The organism is uncultured Nostoc sp. (assembly GCF_937863485.1).
Classification (GTDB): domain Bacteria; phylum Cyanobacteriota; class Cyanobacteriia; order Cyanobacteriales; family Nostocaceae; genus Nostoc.
The window spans coordinates 1-19,884 of sequence record NZ_CALMFY010000032.1; the positions used below are offsets into that span (position 1 = coordinate 1).

The 19,884-nt window shown below is 41.4% G+C and carries 14 protein-coding genes and 1 tRNA gene; 9 read left to right on the forward strand and 6 right to left on the reverse strand.

The genetic code is table 11. The features are described 5' to 3' along the window. Positions 1 to 70 precede the first annotated feature (70 nt). Positions 71 to 196 (forward strand) — tRNA-OTHER (locus Q0541_RS04440). A gap of 37 nt (positions 197 to 233) precedes the next feature. After that, on the forward strand, positions 234 to 1,835 hold the full coding sequence (locus Q0541_RS04445; protein ID WP_298906093.1) for a TROVE domain-containing protein: 1,602 nt from the start codon (positions 234 to 236) through the stop codon (positions 1,833 to 1,835). Between the two features lie 346 nt (positions 1,836 to 2,181). Here Q0541_RS04445 and Q0541_RS04450 read toward each other — a convergent pair whose 3' ends face one another. Next, positions 2,182 to 3,042 (reverse strand): peptidoglycan-binding protein, encoded by an 861-nt coding sequence (locus Q0541_RS04450; protein ID WP_298906096.1) that lies wholly within the window; start codon positions 3,040 to 3,042, stop codon positions 2,182 to 2,184. A 214-nt stretch (positions 3,043 to 3,256) separates the two neighbouring features. Here Q0541_RS04450 and Q0541_RS04455 point away from each other — a divergent pair, with 214 nt between their 5' ends. Together Q0541_RS04455 and gorA are read left to right on the forward strand one after the other, a co-directional pair. Beyond that, on the forward strand, positions 3,257 to 5,584 hold the full coding sequence (locus Q0541_RS04455) for a tetratricopeptide repeat protein (protein WP_298906099.1): 2,328 nt from the start codon (positions 3,257 to 3,259) through the stop codon (positions 5,582 to 5,584). Between the two features lie 333 nt (positions 5,585 to 5,917). Continuing rightward, positions 5,918 to 7,264 (forward strand): glutathione-disulfide reductase, encoded by a 1,347-nt coding sequence (gene gorA / locus Q0541_RS04460; RefSeq protein WP_298906102.1) that lies wholly within the window; start codon positions 5,918 to 5,920, stop codon positions 7,262 to 7,264. Between the two features lie 210 nt (positions 7,265 to 7,474). On the opposite strand, the gene Q0541_RS04465 is transcribed toward gorA, so the two are convergent. Then, positions 7,475 to 9,844: a CHASE2 domain-containing protein gene (locus Q0541_RS04465; protein ID WP_298906105.1), complete on the reverse strand. Its 2,370-nt coding sequence runs from the start codon at positions 9,842 to 9,844 to the stop codon at positions 7,475 to 7,477. 740 nt (positions 9,845 to 10,584) lie between these two features. On the opposite strand from Q0541_RS04465, the gene Q0541_RS04470 reads away from it, so the two are divergent. From Q0541_RS04470 to Q0541_RS04480, 3 genes are all read left to right on the forward strand, one after another. Then, positions 10,585 to 11,106 (forward strand): NYN domain-containing protein, encoded by a 522-nt coding sequence (locus Q0541_RS04470; RefSeq protein ID WP_273766051.1) that lies wholly within the window; start codon positions 10,585 to 10,587, stop codon positions 11,104 to 11,106. A gap of 95 nt (positions 11,107 to 11,201) precedes the next feature. Continuing rightward, positions 11,202 to 12,806: a 2-isopropylmalate synthase gene (locus Q0541_RS04475; RefSeq protein ID WP_298906116.1), complete on the forward strand. Its 1,605-nt coding sequence runs from the start codon at positions 11,202 to 11,204 to the stop codon at positions 12,804 to 12,806. 187 nt (positions 12,807 to 12,993) lie between these two features. Then, positions 12,994 to 13,674: a SnoaL-like polyketide cyclase gene (locus Q0541_RS04480; protein ID WP_298906119.1), complete on the forward strand. Its 681-nt coding sequence runs from the start codon at positions 12,994 to 12,996 to the stop codon at positions 13,672 to 13,674. 258 nt (positions 13,675 to 13,932) lie between these two features. On the opposite strand, the gene Q0541_RS04485 is transcribed toward Q0541_RS04480, so the two are convergent. Then, entirely contained in the window at positions 13,933 to 14,370 is a 438-nt protein-coding gene (locus Q0541_RS04485; RefSeq protein WP_298906122.1) for a GNAT family N-acetyltransferase, read from the reverse strand. A gap of 163 nt (positions 14,371 to 14,533) precedes the next feature. Between Q0541_RS04485 and Q0541_RS04490 the strand changes: the two genes are divergently transcribed. Together Q0541_RS04490 and Q0541_RS04495 are read left to right on the forward strand one after the other, a co-directional pair. Then, complete coding sequence (locus Q0541_RS04490; protein ID WP_298906125.1) at positions 14,534 to 15,979, forward strand: ATP-dependent DNA helicase RecQ; 1,446 nt, start codon at positions 14,534 to 14,536, stop codon at positions 15,977 to 15,979. A 382-nt stretch (positions 15,980 to 16,361) separates the two neighbouring features. After that, positions 16,362 to 16,652, forward strand: a complete 291-nt coding sequence (locus tag Q0541_RS04495; RefSeq protein ID WP_298906269.1) for a prolyl oligopeptidase family serine peptidase — start codon at positions 16,362 to 16,364, stop codon at positions 16,650 to 16,652. Positions 16,653 to 16,679: 27 nt separating this feature from the next. Here the strand turns inward: Q0541_RS04495 and Q0541_RS04500 are convergent, their stop codons facing one another. From Q0541_RS04500 to Q0541_RS04510, 3 genes are all read right to left on the reverse strand, one after another. After that, the gene (locus tag Q0541_RS04500; RefSeq protein ID WP_298906127.1) at positions 16,680 to 17,624 is read right to left on the reverse strand and encodes an alpha/beta hydrolase family protein; all 945 of its coding nucleotides are present in this window, start codon (positions 17,622 to 17,624) and stop codon (positions 16,680 to 16,682) included. A 325-nt stretch (positions 17,625 to 17,949) separates the two neighbouring features. Beyond that, the gene (locus Q0541_RS04505; RefSeq protein WP_298906130.1) at positions 17,950 to 18,693 is read right to left on the reverse strand and encodes a hypothetical protein; all 744 of its coding nucleotides are present in this window, start codon (positions 18,691 to 18,693) and stop codon (positions 17,950 to 17,952) included. After that, positions 18,690 to 19,823 (reverse strand): AAA family ATPase, encoded by a 1,134-nt coding sequence (locus Q0541_RS04510; protein WP_298906133.1) that lies wholly within the window; start codon positions 19,821 to 19,823, stop codon positions 18,690 to 18,692. The genes Q0541_RS04505 and Q0541_RS04510 overlap by 4 nt, the downstream gene beginning before the upstream one ends. Positions 19,824 to 19,884: the final 61 nt, after the last annotated feature.

Consider the following 19,884-nt stretch of genomic DNA (forward strand, 5'->3'; position numbering starts at 1 on the left):
CCAAAATCCAAAATCCAAAATCCAAAATCCAAAATCCAAAATCCAAAATCCAAAATCCAAAACTTTCATGTGGCAGGTAGCTCAGTTGGTAGAGCGCCGAAAAACATCCTTGTTCACACCTTGCCTGAGAAGGCCGACGAATTAGGGTTATCGCCTCTTAAGCCGGATGTCGCAGGTTCAAATCCTGCTCTGCCACCTTTCATTTTTGCCCGCAAGGGCCGGGAGATGAAACCATGAATTACAATTTTTTCACTAACAAGAAGACTACTACACCCCAAAATCAGCCTATCCCCGGACGAGAAGCGGAAATGGTTCAGGGACGTTCCGGCGGCTGGATGTTTGATGCTGGCATTTGGAAGATGCTACGCCGTTGTCTGTTGGTTGGCACAGCAAAAAGCACTTACTATGCCGGAAAGCAGGAATTAACTGAGGATTTTGTGACAGTTGTCAGACAAGCTGTTGCCGAAAATCCCAGCCGTGCAGCAGAAGAAATTTTGTATGCTAGCGATGGACGCGCCATCAATAACAGTGCGCCTATCTTAGCTTTGGTGCTGCTGTCGATGGGCGAAGCACCAGAAGCAAAACAGGCTTTTGGTGAAATATTTCCGCAAGTTGTCCGCACTGGTAGCCACTTCTACGAATGGTTGAACTACACCAAATCTCTGCGGGGATTTGGCAAGGTGGTGCGGGAAGCTGGTAAAACTTGGCTCTCACGGGAAGATGTCAAGGGTTTAGCTTATCAACTGTTGAAATATCAACAGCGTCAAGGCTTCTCCCACCGAGATGCATTGCGGTTGTTCCATGTGAAACCGCCTACAGAAAATCACCGTCAACTATTTGAGTGGGTAGTTAGAGGCTGGGAAGAATTGCCAGCAGACATTCCCTCAGAGGCGTTGGCGCAGATTTGGTGGTATGAGTGGCTGAAGCGAAATCCTACCCAAACCCATGAAGCTATTTCCCAAGGACGCTTAACCCACGAAATGGCTGCACCTGTGGGCAAAATGGACAAGCTTGCTTGGCAGCTGCTATTTCAGGAAATGCCAATAGGTGCAATGCTGCGTAACTTGGGTTCTTTAACTGAACTGGGTGTGTTGCGAGCTGATGAAAGCGCCAATTTGCTGCAAGTGGAAGCAGTTCTTAATCGTAGAGAACATCTGCGTAAAGGTCGCATCCATCCGATTGATGTTTTGAAAGCACTCAAAACTTATCAATCTGGTGGAACATTAGGACGCAGTAAGAAAACTTGGAACCCAGTTCCTCGGATTGTGGACATTTTAGAAAAGGCGGTTGAACTATCTTTTGATGTTGTGCAACCCACAGGTAAAGTGTTCATGCACGCTGTGGATGTTTCTGGTTCTATGGGTAGCTTGGTTGCAGATATGGGGCTGAGTTGTTGTGAAATTGCAACTACAATGGCACTAGTAACAGCAAAAGCAGAGAAAAACTACATTATTCGCGGCTTTGCTACCGAATTCCGTGAATTAGGTATCACCGCCAAAGATAGTTTTAGTTCTGCGGTTCGCAAAGCTAGCAACCAAAACTTCGGTGGAACTGATGCATCTGTGGCTTACGACTGGATGATTAAGAATAAGTTCAAGGCAGATGTTGTCTGCTTCTGGACTGACTCGGAAAGCTGGGCGGGAAATAAGCATCCAAGTCAAGCGCTGAAGGAATACCGGAAAAAGGTAAATCCCAACGTCAAGGCAGTGTATGTCACGTTGACACCTTATCAGATTACTTTGGTAGATCCTGAAGATTCGCTGTCTTGGGATTTGGCAGGGTTTGATCCGGGTACGCCTCGGATCATCCAGATGCTGGCTACAGATGAGTTGTAGATATTGCTGAAGGGTAAAGGATGAACACTTTATCTTTCATGCTTCATGGCGGGTTATCCCTGTTCGCAACTTGCCTTTCGGGGCCGAAGAATTTAGGGTTATCGGTTATGTCTCCACCATTGTGGGGATTAGCGGGTTCAAACCCCGCACCCGCCTTTGTTTTTGATTTTTACCTCACGCAAAGAAGAAGGCGATTTAATTTTTGAATGGTCGTTTTTCTATTTCAGCGATGGGTAGAAATAGGGTGTCTTCAATGTGCGTAGGCGCAGCCCGTCGTAGACATCGCAAGTTTTTTTGATACAGAATAACATAGCGATCACTGATCATCTATTCAACTACCAAATGGTTAATTAAATAATCCCCCCATGAAATTGATAATTGGTTTCCAAAAGATACCAGTTAATACATAGGGAGCGTATTTTAAAAGCGGTAAGCTAGTCTGCTTCGATGGCTTCAAAGGTAAACACTCCAAAAGAAAAGGCACTACACAGGTGAGTGCATAAGCAGTTGGTAAGACTATATACCATTTAGGAGTATCTTTTCCTATGGGTCCTATGGGGCTAGAATAAATACCTAAGATAATGAAAGAAACCATTAACAACTGTTCGCATAAAAACAAAGATTTGGGTGGTAAAAAATAAACTAATTGGAGAAAGCTGTTGTTGTCTATTTTTTGTCGCATTCCCAAAAGTACAGCCCAAGTTGCAGCCCCAACAATACCATCATCTTTCAGTCCATAACTTCTTTGAAAGCGTTTAACGCCTCTTTCAGTTTCACGACTAAAATATCCGTCGGGTTCTTTTTTGAAAAATCCTTCTTCATTGAGAATAGTTTGCAGTTCCTTAACTGCATCCTGTAATTTTGGAGACATGCTTTTTTGATTACGGTAAAGCCTGGGGTAGAAAAGGCAAGCCCAACTCAGTGGCCCAACTATTCCATCTACCTGAAGATTATTGGCTTCCTGAAATTTGATTACAGCTTCTTCTGTTTCTAAGTCAAATTTACCACTACTAGTTGAGAGAAAACCCTGAGTTTGAAGTTGCTCTTGGAGTTCAATTATTGATTCCTGTGCAGAGTTTGGCGAAAAGCCTCGGTATAATATAGGACGTTTATTGAATACACAGACTTGTTTTTCTTCTGGGAAATAACGCCGAGACGGTTTTAGTCCAAACAAGATGTTTAAGAAGTTGAGTGTTGTATTTTTCATAGTTTTTTAGAAGTTGATTTATCTGGAGCAACTCCTAGCTATTAAAGACTAAAAACGATTTATATATCTACTAACATTCACTATTAACAGCAACTCAAAAGTTACAAAATTGTTAATACTTGTGGATTTAATAGTTGTCGATAGAATATGTCAAAATTTTACCGTTAAAATGTTCCTTATAAAACATTTAATGAAAGACAAATAGGTGATATTTATGTCAGACCAGTCAGATGGTGGGAATCTGTCGGAAAACTGGTATCAAAAGGTTTCACACGACTGGGATATAGATCGTTTACTGACTGACTTGGAGTCTAAAATTCAAAAGCGATACAGACAAAATACCAAGAAAGACCTGTTACTTGGGTTGCTGTGTGGATATAGCTTGACGAAGATCAGTCAGGACTTGTACATGAATAACACTGTTGTGAGAGTGGGATTGAGCAATATCTATCGAGATATTGAAACTTTGACAGGAGAACCAGACAACAGCGTCAGATCAACCAACCTTATTTGCATTCTAGAGAGATATGGGTATCGCAGAAGTGTTGCTGCATCTAATACCAATAGCCCATCTATCCCCCATAATCTGCCATCGCCAACCTACACAGAATTTATTGGTCGGGAAGCGGATATGAATAGACTACTACAACGCCTTTCACCGGATCATGGCGCTCACATAATCACGGTGCATGGTATTGGTGGTGTGGGTAAAACCGCGCTGGTCTTAGCAGCTGCTTACCTGTGCTTAAAAGCCAGTAACGAAAACTCTTCTAACGCACCCAAATTTGATGCGATTATTTTCACTTCAGCCAAACAACAGGAACTGATTCCCGATATGATTTTGCAACGGCAGCAAAGACAGCGTAACTTGCGGGAGATTTTTCGGGTGATTGCCAATGCCTTAAGTGACTCTACTATTATTCAATCTCCTCCTAATGAACAATTTGACCGTGTACGGCAATGTCTTTGTAAACAACGAACGCTTCTGATTGTTGACAACATGGAGACTATAGACATAGAGGACAGGCATGAGGTTATAGAATTCCTATACAATTTGCCCATTTGCGTGAAAGTAGTAATTACTACCCGCGAAGGAATTGCCCTGCTACCAATCAGTTTGCGAAACTTGCCCCTGAATGATGGTTTGCAGTTGATTCAGCAACAACTTGAAGAAAAAGGTATAACTATCAACGATGAGGACTCTAGGTTGCTGTACAACTGCACTGAAGGAATCCCCCTTGCTATTGTCTACGCGCTCGGTCAAGTATCTAGTGGCTACTCGTTGAACTGGGTATTGGAGCAGTTGGCCTCTGCTACAGGTGATGTAGCTGGTTTTTGCTTTGAGAAATCAGTACAAAAAATTAAGGGACAACCACCCCACAAGTTACTGATGTCACTGGCGATTTTTCCGGACTCTCTTATCCAAGCGGCTGTGGCTGAAGTTGCTGGACTGACATCTGCTCCTGATTCTGTCAGTAATGGCTTGGTACGTTTGCAGCAACTCTCGTTAGTGAATCTCAACCCAGAGACTAGGCGATACGAGATGCTTTCTCTGACTCGTGAGTATGCCTTAACACAATTAGCCGCTTACCCAGATTTTGAGAGGGAAGCACGGAGGCGCTGGGTGAGATGGTATCTAGATTTTGCTTACAGATATGGCGGAGAAGATTGGGAGAAATGGATACAGGATGACAGGTTAAAGGAAGAGGAAGGAAATCTGCAGGCAGTACTTTATTGGTGTAAAAACCAAGACCACTATGCAGAAGTTAGGGATTTATGGTTGCTCCTGAACCACTACGCCAATCTCTATGCTTATTGGGACGATCGCCTTGATTGGTTGCAATGGCTCATAGAACAATCAGAACGACGTAGTGAATGGTCATCTTTGGTGAAATTCATGATCCGCAAAACCTGGCTACTAATTCGGGAGTGTTCACCCCAAAGTCTGACAGCAGCAGAGGAAATATTGCGGCGGGCGTGGGTTTTGCGTGACGATGTAGATTCATGCGTTCAAGCTGACTTAGCCGAAAGTATAGCTAGGCTGCAAATCAGACAGAAAGATTATCAAGATGCACGCCATTGGCTAAAGATAGAAGAAAAATTGGTGAGCGAGGCGAAGTTAGAGGAGCGAAAGCACATCCGCTATTTTATTCCCGTTCTTTACCATCGGGCTGAAATTTTTTATTTAGAAGGTGAATATGTTTTAGCCAAACAACTCTTTCAAGAGGTGATGACAAGTGCAGGACAAATTAGTTGGTATCGGGTGATTAATTCTGCTCAAAATTGGCTAGCTGATATTGCAATAGAACAAGACGATCGCGATGAAGCTCACAAGCTATTAATTCAAGGCTTAACAGTTGCCGAAAGCACTAATAATAAACGGCGTTTAGCTCGTTATCAACGTTCTCTTGCCCGTTGGGAGAATCAGTGGGGAAGTGCAGAGAAAGCCCGCCAATTATCAATTCAGGCTATTAATGGTTTTGAGCAGTTGGGAATGACACGGGATGCACAGGAAATGCAAATTTTCTTTGATTCACTGTAATCATTTGCAAACACGCATCTCCAGTTTTTCTAGAGCTTGGCTGCTGCCCAGAAGCGCGATCGCATACCCGCCCAAACTAGGCATCGCAAACATTTACCTTTTGTAGGATAGACAAGATACTTTTTTGGCAAGATAATGTAATACAACTTAGCAATATTCGAGCGATCGCTGTTCCTTTTGGATGTAATTGCTATTAAGGCGGCAATCTGCTACATATCAGCCTGATTTCATCCCAATTTGTCCACCTAAAGACAGTAGATGAAGTTTTGTCTGAGTAACTATAAGGGATGAAATAGCTCTGCTTTCCAAAAAGTGAAAAAGGAACAGATTTTTATGACATTTGATTACGACCTGTTTGTCATTGGTGCTGGGCCTGGGGGATTGGCAGCAGCTAAAAAAGCAGCTAGTTACGGAGTCCGTGTAGCTGTTGCTGAACAAGAAGCAATCGGTGGAACTTGTGTAAATCGCGGTTGCATTCCCAAAAAACTGATTGTTTACGCCGCTGACTTCGCCCTGCAAAATCAAATAGCGCAGAGTTATGGGTGGAGTGACTGTGAAACATACTTTGACTGGACATTATTTATTAAGTCAGTACACCAGCATATTGACAAGATTAACCAATCCTATTTTCAGCAATTGCACAAAGCTGGAATTGAACTAATTTCTGAATATGCCACTTTCATCGATACTCATACTATCAATATCGATGGACGCAAAGTTACAGCAGACAAAATTTTAATTGCTGTGGGAGGACAACCCCTCAAGCCCCAAATCCCAGGTATAGAATACGCCATCACATCCCGCGAGATGTTTCAGCTGCCTTATCTGCCGAAACGTTTAGCAGTCATTGGCGGCGGCTACATTGGCATCGAATTTTCCAGCATGATGCACGCTTTTGGCTGCGAGGTGACGGTAATTGAAAAAGACGAGATGATTTTATCGGGGTTTGATAATGACATTCGCTCTGCGGTACAACAAGGTTTGATTAAACGGGGAATTAAGTTGTTCACCAACAGCGCTAGTCAAGAAATCAAATTCTCCGAAGAAGGTTTGTTGTTGACTATTACTGGTGAGAACCGAGAAATAATTATAGCAGATACCATCTTAGTAGCCACAGGTTACGCTCCAAATACCAAGAATCTTGATTTGGAAAATGCCCATGTTGAACTTGGTGAAGATGGTGCAATTAAAGTAGATGAATACAGCCGCACCAGCCAAGAAAACATTTTTGCTGTAGGTGACTGCACCAGCCGCCTGCAATTGTCTCCAGTGGCTAAGGCAGAAGGTATTGCCTTTGCCGATACAGTTTTTGGGAACAAGCCGCAAAAACTGAATTATGATTATGTGCCCACTGCTGTTTTTTGCCGTCCAGAAGCGGCTAGTGTAGGAATGACAGAAGCGAAAGCACGGGAAAAATTTGGTGAATCTGTACAATGCTACTGCACCCAGTTTCAACCACTGTTGTATCAGTTAATCGAGCAGAATGAGCCAACTACTATGAAGATAGTCTTAAATGGTGATTCTGGGCAAGTTTTGGGCGCTCATATGGTGGGTGAACACGCAGCAGATATCATTCAAAGTCTTGGCGTGGCAATTCGCAAGGGCATTACCAAAGAAGATTTGGATGAAACAATAGCCATTCATCCGACGACAGGAGAAGAATTCTTGTCCTTAAATTAAAATCACGTGCAGGATTGAGTGAAGAAGACACGAATAGAGAAGGGGACGGGGTGTATGGGAGAAAATCCTTCTTCTCTGCTCCCCGCCCTTATGCCTAATTATTCTTGGGGAACTCCAAAAATTAAATTATCCAAATCCTTGTATCCAATACAACTATCAGATTCTGCTTCCCCTGCTCAAGAACAGCTTCCACAGCAATTGGATATTTTTTTATTTGTCAGTCTCTTGTCCTTCTGAACAAGATTTTGTGGGAGTGCCTAAATCGTCTAAAGTATTCATTAATGAGTCATCCTGTGGCATGAGGTATCTGCTTTGGGAATTTACAACATCATTAAAAGCTTCAAGAGCTTCAAGATCCTTAAGAGCCTCTGATGCAGACTGATATCGCTGTTTAAAGTCATCCAGCACCATTTTACTGAGAATCTGAGCTAGGGAGTGGCTCACCTGGGAGCGTAGTTTACCGCCGTAGGCATCGCTCCATTTTATCTCTCCATCAGCATCTCTATCTAGCTCACGGGGTGCTATACCAGTCAAGGCTTTAATTCCAACCATGCCGACTGCATAGATATCACTACTGTAGTGTGGCCGCCCAAAACATTGCTCACTTGGTGCGTAACCCTGAGTACCAATGCCAATGGTGAAGGGGATTTGCTCTTGATGATCAAGCTGTTTTGTGCTGACTTCTTTGACAGCTCCAAAGTCAATCAGTACTAGTTTACCGTCTGAATGTCGCCGGATGATATTGCTGGGTTTAATATCCCGGTGAATCACGTTGTTTTTATGGACAAATATTAATGTTTGCAATAAGTCCCTGACAATTTTGATAACTGCAACTTCTTCAATTGCTCTACCTGTTGGGAGTTCCTGATTTAAAGGATGACCAATTATCTGTTCTTGCACTAAATAAAATTCTTCATCTTCTTCAAAATACGCTAAAAGTTGAGGGATTTGACCGTGCGTTCCCAATTTTTCTAGTGTTTGCGCCTCTGAGTTAAATAAACGTCTGGCAAATTGCAAGGCTTCTGGTTTGGTGCTGGCTGGTTTTAGTTGCTTGACAACACATCGTGGATTACCAGGACGTTGGGTATCTATGGCAATGTAGGTTTCGCTGAATCCACCGGAACCGAGAACTTTGACAATTTTGTAGCGTTGAGCCAGGACTTTCCCTGATAAAGCTAAATCTCGTTGCTGAATTAGGTCTTGTAAGTCATCTTGTTGGCTAATAATCTCTTGGACAACGGGGGAAGTTTTATACTTCTGAAATATATCTAATAATTGGCGTTTTCTGATGCTTTCCCTGACCAATGAGGTTGTCAGATAGGAAAGTCCAGTCATCGCGATCGCGATCATTGGTAAAGTAGTAGGGAAAATTAACTCACTATAGACAAATAACCCATAACTAATTCCTACCCAAGTGCCAGAAAGGGCAAGGCTATATAGAAATCTATTGATACTACGTTTGCGTCTGCTAATCATCAAGGCTGTACTGCCAACTAGAATTAGCACAAACAAACCTCGCAATGGTGCACTGTTAATTCCTGGGGCGATCGCTTTACCTTGCATCAAAGTTGCGATCGCATTGGCGTGAATTTCTACGCCCGACATAGGTTGAGTGCTGTTGCTAGCAGCAACTGGATAATAATCATTGTTTAACTTATCTGTTGCACCAATCAGCACTATTTTGTCTTTGAAGACCTTTCCCTGTTGTAAATAGGTGTTCCAGTTTTCTGGGTCGAGTACATGCCAAAAGGGTATTTGCTCAAATGTACCCGCAGGCCCCCAAAAATAAATGCGATCACCCTTTGGTTGAGGATAATTTACTTGTGCTGCCCTAAGCGCTGCTTCATCAAAAGAAGGTAGCTTCTCGAGCAAATTATCTTCAGCTAGTAACTTAGAAAACTCACTCGCCAATCGATCAACTTTACCATCTACCTCTACGGGGAAATTAACTGAGCCAATGGACACTGACCCTTTACGAAACATCTGTTGTGGGTCTATGAGTTGTATAAAAGAGCCTTGGTGCGTCTGGGAATTTTTGTAGACGGCTGCTAAGGTAACTTTGCTGCCATATTTTTCTAATACTGCCTGGAGTTGGCGATCGTCAGTAACTCCATAACTACTTTGCGTGTCAAAAAGGACATCTACTGCTACAGAGCGGACACCGGCTTTGATTAACTTTGTGATTACCTGAGCATATGCAGCACGTTTATAAGGATAAGATTTCAGTGTTTCTAGGTAGGCATACTGTTTCGGATTTGTTTTATAGTACTGTTCGGGAACTGATATTGACTGATCGTCTATTGCTAAAATTACGATGTCTTCTGGAGGCACAATCGACCCACGCAGTTGAAAAAAGCCAGAAAGCGCCTTATTTTCCATCACTTGAACCAAGTCCCCACCAGAAGCACTCAGCACTGCTGCACCGATTGCCCAAGCACCAGCGAGGAGATGACCTAAGCGAACCATCCACCTAGATTGGCGAGCCGATGCTGTTGAGGTTACTTTTGTCGGTTTACTTGACAGTTTATTGGCAGCAGAGACATAGTTTTTAGTTAAGGTAGATGTAGGTTCTTCTGCCATATCGTGTTACTGATTGATTTAAGTCCAACACTTTTATTTATTCAGACCACGTTTTAGTACAAGTACATTGAAATAAGACTTAAATGACAATCTTATACATTTGTAAAGTATCTTCTATTCATCAACAAACTTTTATTGGCAGAGCTAGCCCCCAAGAGATTCCTACTCAGGTAGTGCTTAAGTTATTCTTTTCCTGTTGAGTGAGTTACAAGTAGTAATTGTCTCATAGATCAGACCCGGATATACTTCGCCTCTGCACTTGGTTGCGGCAAGATTTTACCCTCACCTAACCAACAACTACGCTCTTAACTGGGTGTTTTACCAGAAGCTGTCCCAAGTCCGTCTTCTGTCTTTAGCGCAATATTGGTACTTCCCACAAAGCGTGTCCTGATACTGACAGCAAAACTTATAGATAGGCATTAATTTATATCTTACCCTAAGCCTATGCTATACCTCTTTAGGAGTAAACTTTAATGTTATACAGCGATGAATGCTGTTGCTGGTTCAATTTTATTGGTAGATTTTGATCACAGGGTGACTCTTGCAGTGCCGGAGGTGAATAAGGTTTAGCACCCGGGATCTCGACTCCAATGTTGCATCTGTTTTTATGCCTTGAAAGAGGTAGGATAAAACCTATAGATGAAGAGCTACTTTATAGATATTAGCAAACTTGCTATTTGAAAATTGCTATAATCTATTGTTCCATCTAAATTCATTTATATTATTAGGTGTAAATTTGTATGGGTTCTCCAATGAATCGTCTGTCTATTTTTGTAGACGGAAACAATATGTTCTATGCTCAACAAAAAAATGGCTGGTTTTTTGACCCGCGACGAGTCTTAGAATACTTAAAACATGAGCAATCAGAAACAACCTTAATTAATGCATTCTGGTACACTGGTTTAAAAGACCCACAAGATCAGCGAGGTTTTAGAGATGCTCTAATTAGTCTGGGATATACAGTCCGAACTAAAATTCTTAAAGAATACTATGATGATACTTCTGGTCGGTACTCGCAAAAAGCGAATTTAGATATTGAAATTGTTGTAGATATGTTTAATACAGTAGACCAGTATGACCGAGTAGTATTATTCAGTGGCGATGGAGATTTTGAAAGAGCAATTGAATTATTACGTTCAAAAAATACACATATTACGGTAGTATCAACAGAAGGAATGATAGCTAGAGAGCTACGCAATGCTACTGACAGATATATAGATTTAAATGATATCAGAGATCAAATAGAAAAAACCGAAGGTTAGTAGCCTTAACAATTATTTACAAAGGTAAGAGTAAAAGAAAAACTAAGGTTGAAGATATTTTGAGCTACAAGTAACAACTAAACAACAAACGGCATATGACAAACAAAACTGATCGAATCATCATTTTTGATACTACACTCCGAGATGGAGAGCAATGTCCCGGAGCGACTCTGAATATAGACGAAAAGCTAGTTATTGCCAAGCAATTAGCGCGTCTGGGCGTGGATATAATTGAGGCAGGCTTTGCCTTTGCTAGTCCTGGAGATTTTGAAGCAGTTAAGAAAATTTCCCAAATTGTGGGGACAGAAAATGGCCCAGTAATTTGCAGTTTGGCAAGAGCGATTAAAGGAGATATTGAAGCAGCCGCAGAAGCGTTAAAACCAGCAGTTAACGCCAGAATTCACACATTTATTTCGACTTCTGATATTCATTTAGAGTATCAGTTGCGGAAGTCACGGGCAGAAGTGCTAGCGATCGCCGAAGAAATGGTAGCATACGCCAAATCCTTCATGACAGATATAGAATTTTCACCAATGGATGCGGCTCGTACCGATCCAGAATTTCTTTACCAAGTGTTAGAGCGAGCGATCGCAGCTGGTGCAACAACAGTTAATATTCCCGATACTGTGGGTTACACAACCCCTAGCGAATTTGGGGCAATAATTAAAGGGATTATCGAAAATGTCCCCAACATCGACCAAGCGATTATTTCCGTTCACGGTCATAATGATTTAGGCTTGGCAGTTGCTAACTTCTTAGAAGCCGTCAAAAATGGCGCACGGCAACTAGAATGTACAATCAATGGGATTGGTGAACGCGCCGGAAATGCATCACTAGAAGAATTGGTGATGGCGCTGCATGTGCGGCGACAATATTTTAATCCCTATCTCGGAAGACCAGAAGAATCTCAAGAATCCCTGACAAATATCGACACTAAGCAAATTTACAAAACCTCACGCTTAGTTTCCAATTTGACGGGAATGTTAGTACAACCAAATAAAGCGATCGTCGGGGCGAATGCCTTTGCTCATGAGTCTGGGATTCACCAAGATGGTGTGTTAAAAAACAAACTCACTTATGAAATTATGGATGCCCAATTGATTGGCTTAACAGACAATCAAATAGTTTTGGGCAAACATTCAGGGAGAAATGCTTTCCGCACTCGGTTGAAAGAATTAGGCTTTGAACTGTCGGATACTGAGTTAAATAAAGCATTCGTCAGATTCAAAGAGGTAGCAGATAAAAAGAAAGAAATTTCTGATTGGGATTTAGAAGCGATCGTTAACGATGAAATCCAACAAGCACCTGATTTGTTCCGGGTAGAGTTGGTGCAAGTTTCCTGTGGTAGCAATGCCAAACCCACCGCTACAGTCACCCTCCGCACCCCAGAAGGTGAAGAATTAACCGATGCTGCGATCGGTACTGGGCCAGTGGATGCAGTTTACAAAGCCATCAACCGGGTGGTGAATGTGCCCAACGAGTTGATTGAGTTTTCTGTGCAGTCAGTAACAGCTGGGATTGATGCCATTGGAGAAGTGACGATTCGTTTACGTTATGAATCTAGAGTGTTTTCTGGTCATGCAGCGAACACAGATATTATCGTGGCATCTGCTCAAGCTTATGTAAATGCGCTGAACAGGCTGTATTCTGCATTGCAAACTCAAGAAAAGCAACAGGAAGTAACTGCACAGAAAGTGTAAAAACAATCGAACCACAGATAAACATAGATGTTTATCTGTGGTTCTTTTTGCTAATATTCGGATTTTTGCAAAAAGTCAAGTCTATTGAGTTGATTATGAATATTTTTTACTTTTTTGGATTTTTTGATTTACCTTATATCCATAAAACTTTATTCTGAGAAATGATGTTTATAGTCAGTCAGCTTGTATGAGTAGCGAAAAAACTCCAGAATTGCCGCTCTGGGTACAAGATAGAGATATAGTCATTGCTCATGATGAAGAAGTACAGTGGCGAGAAGGAAAACGCCCAGATTATTCTTACACCAATGAATTTCTTCATCAAGAAAGCAAATTTCAGCATCCAGAAGGTTCTTTAGAAGCGATCGCCCAAAATTTAGTCCGCACTTTTGAGATGGAAGCTTCTAATAAATCTAATCCTCAACAGTGGCTTTCGATTGTTACTGATAAATTTAGGATGAGTAGCAATGGCGAAGAAAAATACACTGCTGAAGATGTTGCAGTTCAAGGTACTTATAACTTATTTCTGGGTGAAAGTGAGCAGTACAGCTCAAAATCAGAAACCTTTGAATCTTCAGTTCAAGTTTTTCATAATACTTTTCGTAATGGCTTTCTTTGGGAATTAACAGAAGTGCTTTCGGGGCCGCCTAATGTTACTTTTATGTGGCGACATTGGGGAACATTTAATGGTTCCTATAAAGACTATGCACCTACGGGAGAAACAGTAGAAGTAGTGGGAGTTAGTATTGCTCGCGTCACTGAAGATTTAAAGATTGAATCTTTAGAGCATTATTTTGATAGGAGTGCCTTTCTTCAGAAATTAACGGCAGGCGGTTGTCCCTTCCATTCCCAAAATCAAAACAGTCACTAATGTTTTTCTGGTAGTCAAATAGTTCGCTTGATCAGCGCTTTTACTAAACAACTGGGAGCGCTATAGCGTTTCTCAGTTGAGTCCAACAGACCTAACAAGAACAGCTCCAACCCTTGTAGCGTTGGGGAGTAAGATTCAAAGCCTCTCTCCTTTTAGGAGAGAGGAATGGAAGTGAAATCAAAGTGCATTGCATACAAACGAGAAGTGCTATATCGAATGAAACTGATTTATATAGGCTTTGCCAAATTTAGACATTGCTTATGCTTGATCAGCATTAGTATTTAGACGGATCATAATTTTTTCTGGCTCTGTTAAATTTTTAAAACCATAACGGCGATAAAGTCCATGAGCATCTTTTGTGCCTAACATCCACCTTTGAACGTCTTGTAATTCTGGATATTCCAAAATATATTCTACAAACCATTTTCCTAAACCCTGTCCTCGATAAGGCTCCAGAATAAAAACATCTTTTAACAATGCAGAAGTCGCATAATCAGTGATGACTCTAGCAAAGCCAACTTGTTTATTATCTTCATAAAGTCCAAAACATAAAGAATTATTTATTGCCTTTTCCACAGTGGCTAACGGTATGTTTTCAGCCCAATAGGAACTTTGTAAAAAATCATGAATCATTTGAACATCTAATTTAGATTTATCGGTGTTGATGTAAAATTTATGTTTTAATTCTTCGTTCATTTGCCTGAATCTTTTATTTAATATATTAATGCGTAATAATTAATTATAATTCATTCTTGCAGTCAGTGCGTTGCAACCCAAGATGATGAAATTACTGAACCTTTAGCTAGATAACAAAGGCTATATTCAGTGTTCAAGTATATGGGTGCATCTACTATTGATTATGAATCAGCCGACAACAAAATCTTGGCAAGAAGTTCGCGCAGCTTTTAAAAAAATTTGGGGTTATGAAGATTTTCGTCCACCACAGGGAGAAATTATCAGCAGTTTATTAGCACAAAAAGATGCGCTGATTATTATGCCTACAGGTGGAGGTAAGTCGATTTGTTTTCAACTTCCTGCACTGCTACAAACAGGATTAACCTTGGTAGTTTCGCCCTTGGTGGCGTTGATGGAAAATCAAGTACAAGAACTACGACAAAGCCACCAGAAAGCAGCGCTTTTACATAGTGAATTGTCTTCATCTCAACGTCGTGCAACTCTGCAAGCTTTAGAAAATCAACAGCTAAGATTACTTTATTTATCGCCAGAAACTTTGTTAAGTGCGCCAGTCTGGGAAAGATTATGTCAGCCGCAGTTGCAAATTAATGGCTTAATTTTAGATGAAGCCCATTGTTTAGTGCAATGGGGTGATACTTTTCGCCCAGCTTATCGCAGATTAGGGGCAGTGCGTCCTGCACTACTAAAATCAAAACCACCGGGAACAAAAATTAGCATTGCTGCTTTTACCGCTACTGCTGACCCCTCAGCCCAAAAGATTATTCAAACAGTTTTACAATTACAGCAACCAGAGATTTTCCGTTTGAATCCCTACCGTCCTAACTTGCATCCCAGCGTTCGCATTGCTTGGACACCACGAGGTAGGAAACAACAATTATTAAAGTTTATTCAAAATAGACCGCAACAATCTGGATTAGTTTATGTTCGTACTCGGAGAGATAGCGAGGATTTAGCCCAATGGTTAGCAGACATGGGTTATGCCACAGCTAGTTATCATGCGGGATTGGGTGCAACAGAACGTCGTGCGGTAGAAGCAAGTTGGTTAGGTGGCAAAATACCCTTTGTTGTGTGTACCTGTGCGTTTGGTATGGGGATAAATAAATCAGATGTTCGTTGGGTAGCCCATTTTCACGCACCACATCTGCTGTCTGAATATGTGCAAGAAATTGGCCGGGCTGGAAGGGATGGGAAACCGGCCGAAGCGTTGACATTAGTGAGTGAACCTACGGGGTGGTTAGATCCGGAGGATAAGCAAAGACAGCAATTTTTTCAAGAACAAATGCGATCACAACAACAAATAGCGCAGCAACTTGTGAAAAAATTACCAAAACAGGGAGAAGTGAATGTAGTAACCCGACAATTTCCCGAAGGTGCGATCGCCTTAGCTTTACTCCATAGCAATGGTCAACTAAACTGGCTTGATCCTTTCCATTACACCATTGGGCAAAAAACGGGAACTCAGCCACCAACCCAATTATACGCTGCTAAACAAATGCATCAATATCTGACAACTAAGCAGTGTCGTTGGCAGTTTTTGTTAAATGCCTTTGGTTTTGATAAAGAAGCAACTAACTTGCGTTGCGGACATTGCGACAATTGCCGTAAATGAGTATCAAAGACTCGTCGCCGAGTATCAAAGACTCATTCACGAGTATCAAAGACTCGTCAGCGAGTATTAAAGACTCGTCAGCGAGTATCGAAGACTCGTCAGCGAGTATCGAAGACTCATTCACGAGTATCAAAGACTCGTCAGCGAGTACAAAAGACTCGTCAGCGAGTATCAAAGACTCATTCACGAGTATCAAAGACTCGTCAGCGAGTATAAAAGACTCATTCACGAGTATAAAAGACTCGCCAGCGAGTATAAAAGACTCATTCACGAGTATCAAAGACTCGTCAGCAAGTGTAAAAGACTCATTTATGAAGATTACTTCCTTGCTGCTTGTTCGCCGTTAGGTGTTCTTGCTACAATACCTAAATTCTTTTAATAACTGCGATCGCCTTTATTCTTCGTTAACCGAATTCAAAAACCTTTACTCATCGGTCAAGGTGCAAACGATCCACGGGTGAAACAATCAGAAAGCGATCAAATTGTCAACGCAATGCAGGAGGCTGGTTTGCCAGTGCAATATGCACTTTACACAGATGAAGGACATGGTTTTGCCAGACCAGAAAATCGCTTGCACTTTTTTGCGATCGCAGAAGAGTTTCTCGCCAAATACATAGGCGGTAGATTTGAACCTTTGGCAGATATCCCGGGTCATTCAGGAATAGTTAAATAAAGTTTCACGCATGGTGGTTAGTGTAATTCATTGACCACCTTTTGGCGGCAAATATTTGAGAAACTTAGATTTCGCACGCTCCCACATCTGCTCAGACAATACGTGCCCCTGGTTCTCCTCAATAAAGTAGGTAAAGCTATCTTTGGCTTCACACTTATAATAAGCCTTCTCAATCGTCTCCATAGCCTTCGTGATCTCAAGCATCGGACTGCGTCTATCCTCGGTGCCAAAATTGAGGTGTAGAGGACGAGGAGCAATCAGGGCTGCAATATCTGGTGTATCTCCGTATTGGTTCAAACCAGGAATAAAGATGCTGAAATCAACAATCAAACGAGTCCTATGAATCGCTGAGTAAATAGGCAAAGTGCAATTTCCCACCAAACATTTGAGGCGTGTCTCCCACGGGCCAACCAGGCATGTGAAAGTCGAGCCAAGGGAATGACCGTAGCAACCGATCGCATCAGCATTCACATCCGGTCGCGAACACAAATAATCGATAGCTCTATGCATATCAAGTATGTATTTCCATGCAAGGCACTTCCCGTTCACGAGATAGCGCAAGAAAGCAAAGCGCTCAAAATCACTTCCTCGAAGAATCGAGTCCTGTCGTTCCTCAAAGCACAGGGCGTCTGGACAAAGCACAACATATCCTTCATGTGCCAGAGCAACACCTGTGAATTGTGTCGGATCGCCTATAAGACCAGCCGATTCGCTTTTGCCAAGCGCCCAATTATTATTATGCTGATGCCAGAGTGCGATCGCTGGGGCAGGTGATTTGGAAGTCACACCATCCGGTACAAGAACATATGCAGGCACACGCTCTCCAAGTTCGACCTGATATGTTACTTTGTCAATTCGATATCCCTCACGAACTATAGAGTCCTCCAGCCGTGGATCGAGCGGACAAGGCTCGGGCCACTCACCTCCCAAGCATCTGAGAAGATTCCGGCGAAAGTCTTCTGATTCGTTCATTTGGGGTAAAATCACTTAGCAGAACTGGCGTTGCCTCTAGTTTACCAATAATTATTGTCAGCAGCAGGCTGGTTTGCCAGTGCAATATGTACTTTATACAGATGAAGGACAGGGTTTTGCCAGATTAGAAAATCGCTTCCACTTTTTTGCGATCGCAGAGGAGTTTCTCGCCAAATACTTATGGTGGTAGATTTGAACCTTTGGCAGATATCCCCGGTCATTCAGGAATAGTTAAATAAAGTTTCACGCATGGTGGTTAGTGTCATTCACCGACCACCTTAATATTTTTAATCAAGTAACCGTAGATTCAAAAGCAGAATGCAACCTAACTATTAAGTTCAGTAACAACTTTTGTGGCTGCAATTAAATGTTTTGTAAAAGTAGCATATCCATTTGGACAGCAAGTTTTAATAATACCTAAATCAATCTGAGAAGCTAAGTCCCATCGAATTTGAAGCGGACGTTGATTGCTACTTTCTTTCGAGAGATAAGTTGATTCTGTAATCGCTGTCTCTAAAATATCCTTGGTACCATCTAAAGCCTCTAAATTTTTAAGTTGTTCAAGCTCTACACCTAAAATTTTTGAAATAGTTTGAGTGTCAGCTAGCAACCAGGTTTCAAAATTTCTAATTGCTAAACCTCCTGCACTACGATCATTGATTGGTTGCTCATTGACATCTAAGTGATTGTCACGAATCTTATTTAAAGCACGTTCTAAATCCCGCTGCCTTTGAGATAGGTTATCATCCGCATCAACCACAATGAGGATCATATCTACCTCCTCTGGCTTCCAAGAGATAACCACCTTTGCTAAATATTTTGGATTTAAGACTGAATGTCCAACTGTTCGTTTAAAACACTTACTTTCACTGATTAATGGATGTCTCTGTACAAAATTACAATCAGGTAATCCAGCAGTTTTAAGCTCTCGTCTAATTAATATATGAAGTGCCCCCTCATTATTTCTTTCAATAACCTTTCCACCGTCTTCTGGTTTAATATACGGAATACTTGCTCTCAGTTCTGTCTGCCCTTCAGCAATTAGCCCAATACGAATCGGACGATTCATACCGGATTGCCTCCAAATGTATTCGTAAACCAAAGCTCACCTAACTCTCCATCATAAGCTTCCAGCGCTTTCTGGAAACGCACAGAATCTATGGGTAAACTATGGACTTGAGTTCTACCTTCGTTATCTAGCTCAACTGCACGTACTTCATGGGGTTCAACATAATTTAGTAGTACAGGAGAATGAGTTGTGATTAAAACTTGAACAGGCTTACCAGTAATTCCTTCTGTTGAGATAATTTTCAACAGGTCTATCATTTTGTGCAGCAGCCAAGGATGAACTCCATTCTCTATTTCTTCAAAGCAAATGATACTTGCAGTGTTCTCTTGATACAGCGCAGTTAGGAAAGCTAGGATTCTAAGTGTTCCATCTGATATGTCATAAGCAGGAATATGGTGTTCTGAATATCTATCAATCAATTCCAGTAAAAAGGTTTGATTTTCTCCACGGGGCAATACAATTCTTTGTATGTTAGGAACAAGCCGTGTCAAACGCTCCTCTAATTCATCAAAACCTTTACGATTAGCGTGCAAAATATCAACTAGAGCATAGGTAATTCCTTGTCCAGTCCTGTCCATACTGCCAGTTGATACGGCTTTACTAGAGAGATCGACTGGGGCAAAATCATAAATACTAACCTTTCTAAGGGCATTTGCAAGTGGAGAATCTAAATATTGGTTAGAAACAAGAAATTGTCTTAGATGATATGTAGAGTCACCTGTTACACTGCCAGTAGTTTCAAGATTTCTTATATTGACTTTTCGCTGAGGATAATCAAGATGAACTGATAGGTCTAAAAAGTTTTTAGATTTTTCATAAGGAATGTTTTCTTTTGTAGTAAGGGTACTAACCTCAAACAAAAAATAATCTGGCTTTCCATGCCAGAATTTAGATTCAATGCTCGGCTGGTTCTTGTTTACAGTCTTTAAAGACTCTGTAAAAAATTCTATTATCTCTTTAATACTTGTATTGGCTATCATCCTTTGGAGAAAATCAGATACTACAGCAAGAGCTTCACAAATGTTCGACTTTCCAGAACCATTAGGCCCAATGAATACGGTTAATGGTTCTAAAACTATTTCGGTATCAAAGAGGCTTTTATAGTGCTGAACTCTTAGTTTAGATAACATCTGTTTGATAGTAAGCAGATTTAGCTATTCTATATTAGTCCTAAATGATTAGTGAAGTTTT

Bases quoted from the DNA above. Each gene is read 5' to 3' on its own strand.
- Q0541_RS04445 (WP_298906093.1), top strand. From the start codon at position 234: ATGAATTACAATTTTTTCACTAACAAGAAGACTACTACACCCCAAAAT.
- Q0541_RS04450 (WP_298906096.1), bottom strand. From the start codon at position 3,042: ATGAAAAATACAACACTCAACTTCTTAAACATCTTGTTTGGACTAAAA.
- Q0541_RS04455 (WP_298906099.1), top strand. From the start codon at position 3,257: ATGTCAGACCAGTCAGATGGTGGGAATCTGTCGGAAAACTGGTATCAA.
- gorA (WP_298906102.1), top strand. From the start codon at position 5,918: ATGACATTTGATTACGACCTGTTTGTCATTGGTGCTGGGCCTGGGGGA.
- Q0541_RS04465 (WP_298906105.1), bottom strand. From the start codon at position 9,844: ATGGCAGAAGAACCTACATCTACCTTAACTAAAAACTATGTCTCTGCT.
- Q0541_RS04470 (WP_273766051.1), top strand. From the start codon at position 10,585: ATGGGTTCTCCAATGAATCGTCTGTCTATTTTTGTAGACGGAAACAAT.
- Q0541_RS04475 (WP_298906116.1), top strand. From the start codon at position 11,202: ATGACAAACAAAACTGATCGAATCATCATTTTTGATACTACACTCCGA.
- Q0541_RS04480 (WP_298906119.1), top strand. From the start codon at position 12,994: ATGAGTAGCGAAAAAACTCCAGAATTGCCGCTCTGGGTACAAGATAGA.
- Q0541_RS04485 (WP_298906122.1), bottom strand. From the start codon at position 14,370: ATGAACGAAGAATTAAAACATAAATTTTACATCAACACCGATAAATCT.
- Q0541_RS04490 (WP_298906125.1), top strand. From the start codon at position 14,534: ATGAATCAGCCGACAACAAAATCTTGGCAAGAAGTTCGCGCAGCTTTT.
- Q0541_RS04500 (WP_298906127.1), bottom strand. From the start codon at position 17,624: ATGAACGAATCAGAAGACTTTCGCCGGAATCTTCTCAGATGCTTGGGA.
- Q0541_RS04505 (WP_298906130.1), bottom strand. From the start codon at position 18,693: ATGAATCGTCCGATTCGTATTGGGCTAATTGCTGAAGGGCAGACAGAA.
- Q0541_RS04510 (WP_298906133.1), bottom strand. From the start codon at position 19,823: ATGTTATCTAAACTAAGAGTTCAGCACTATAAAAGCCTCTTTGATACC.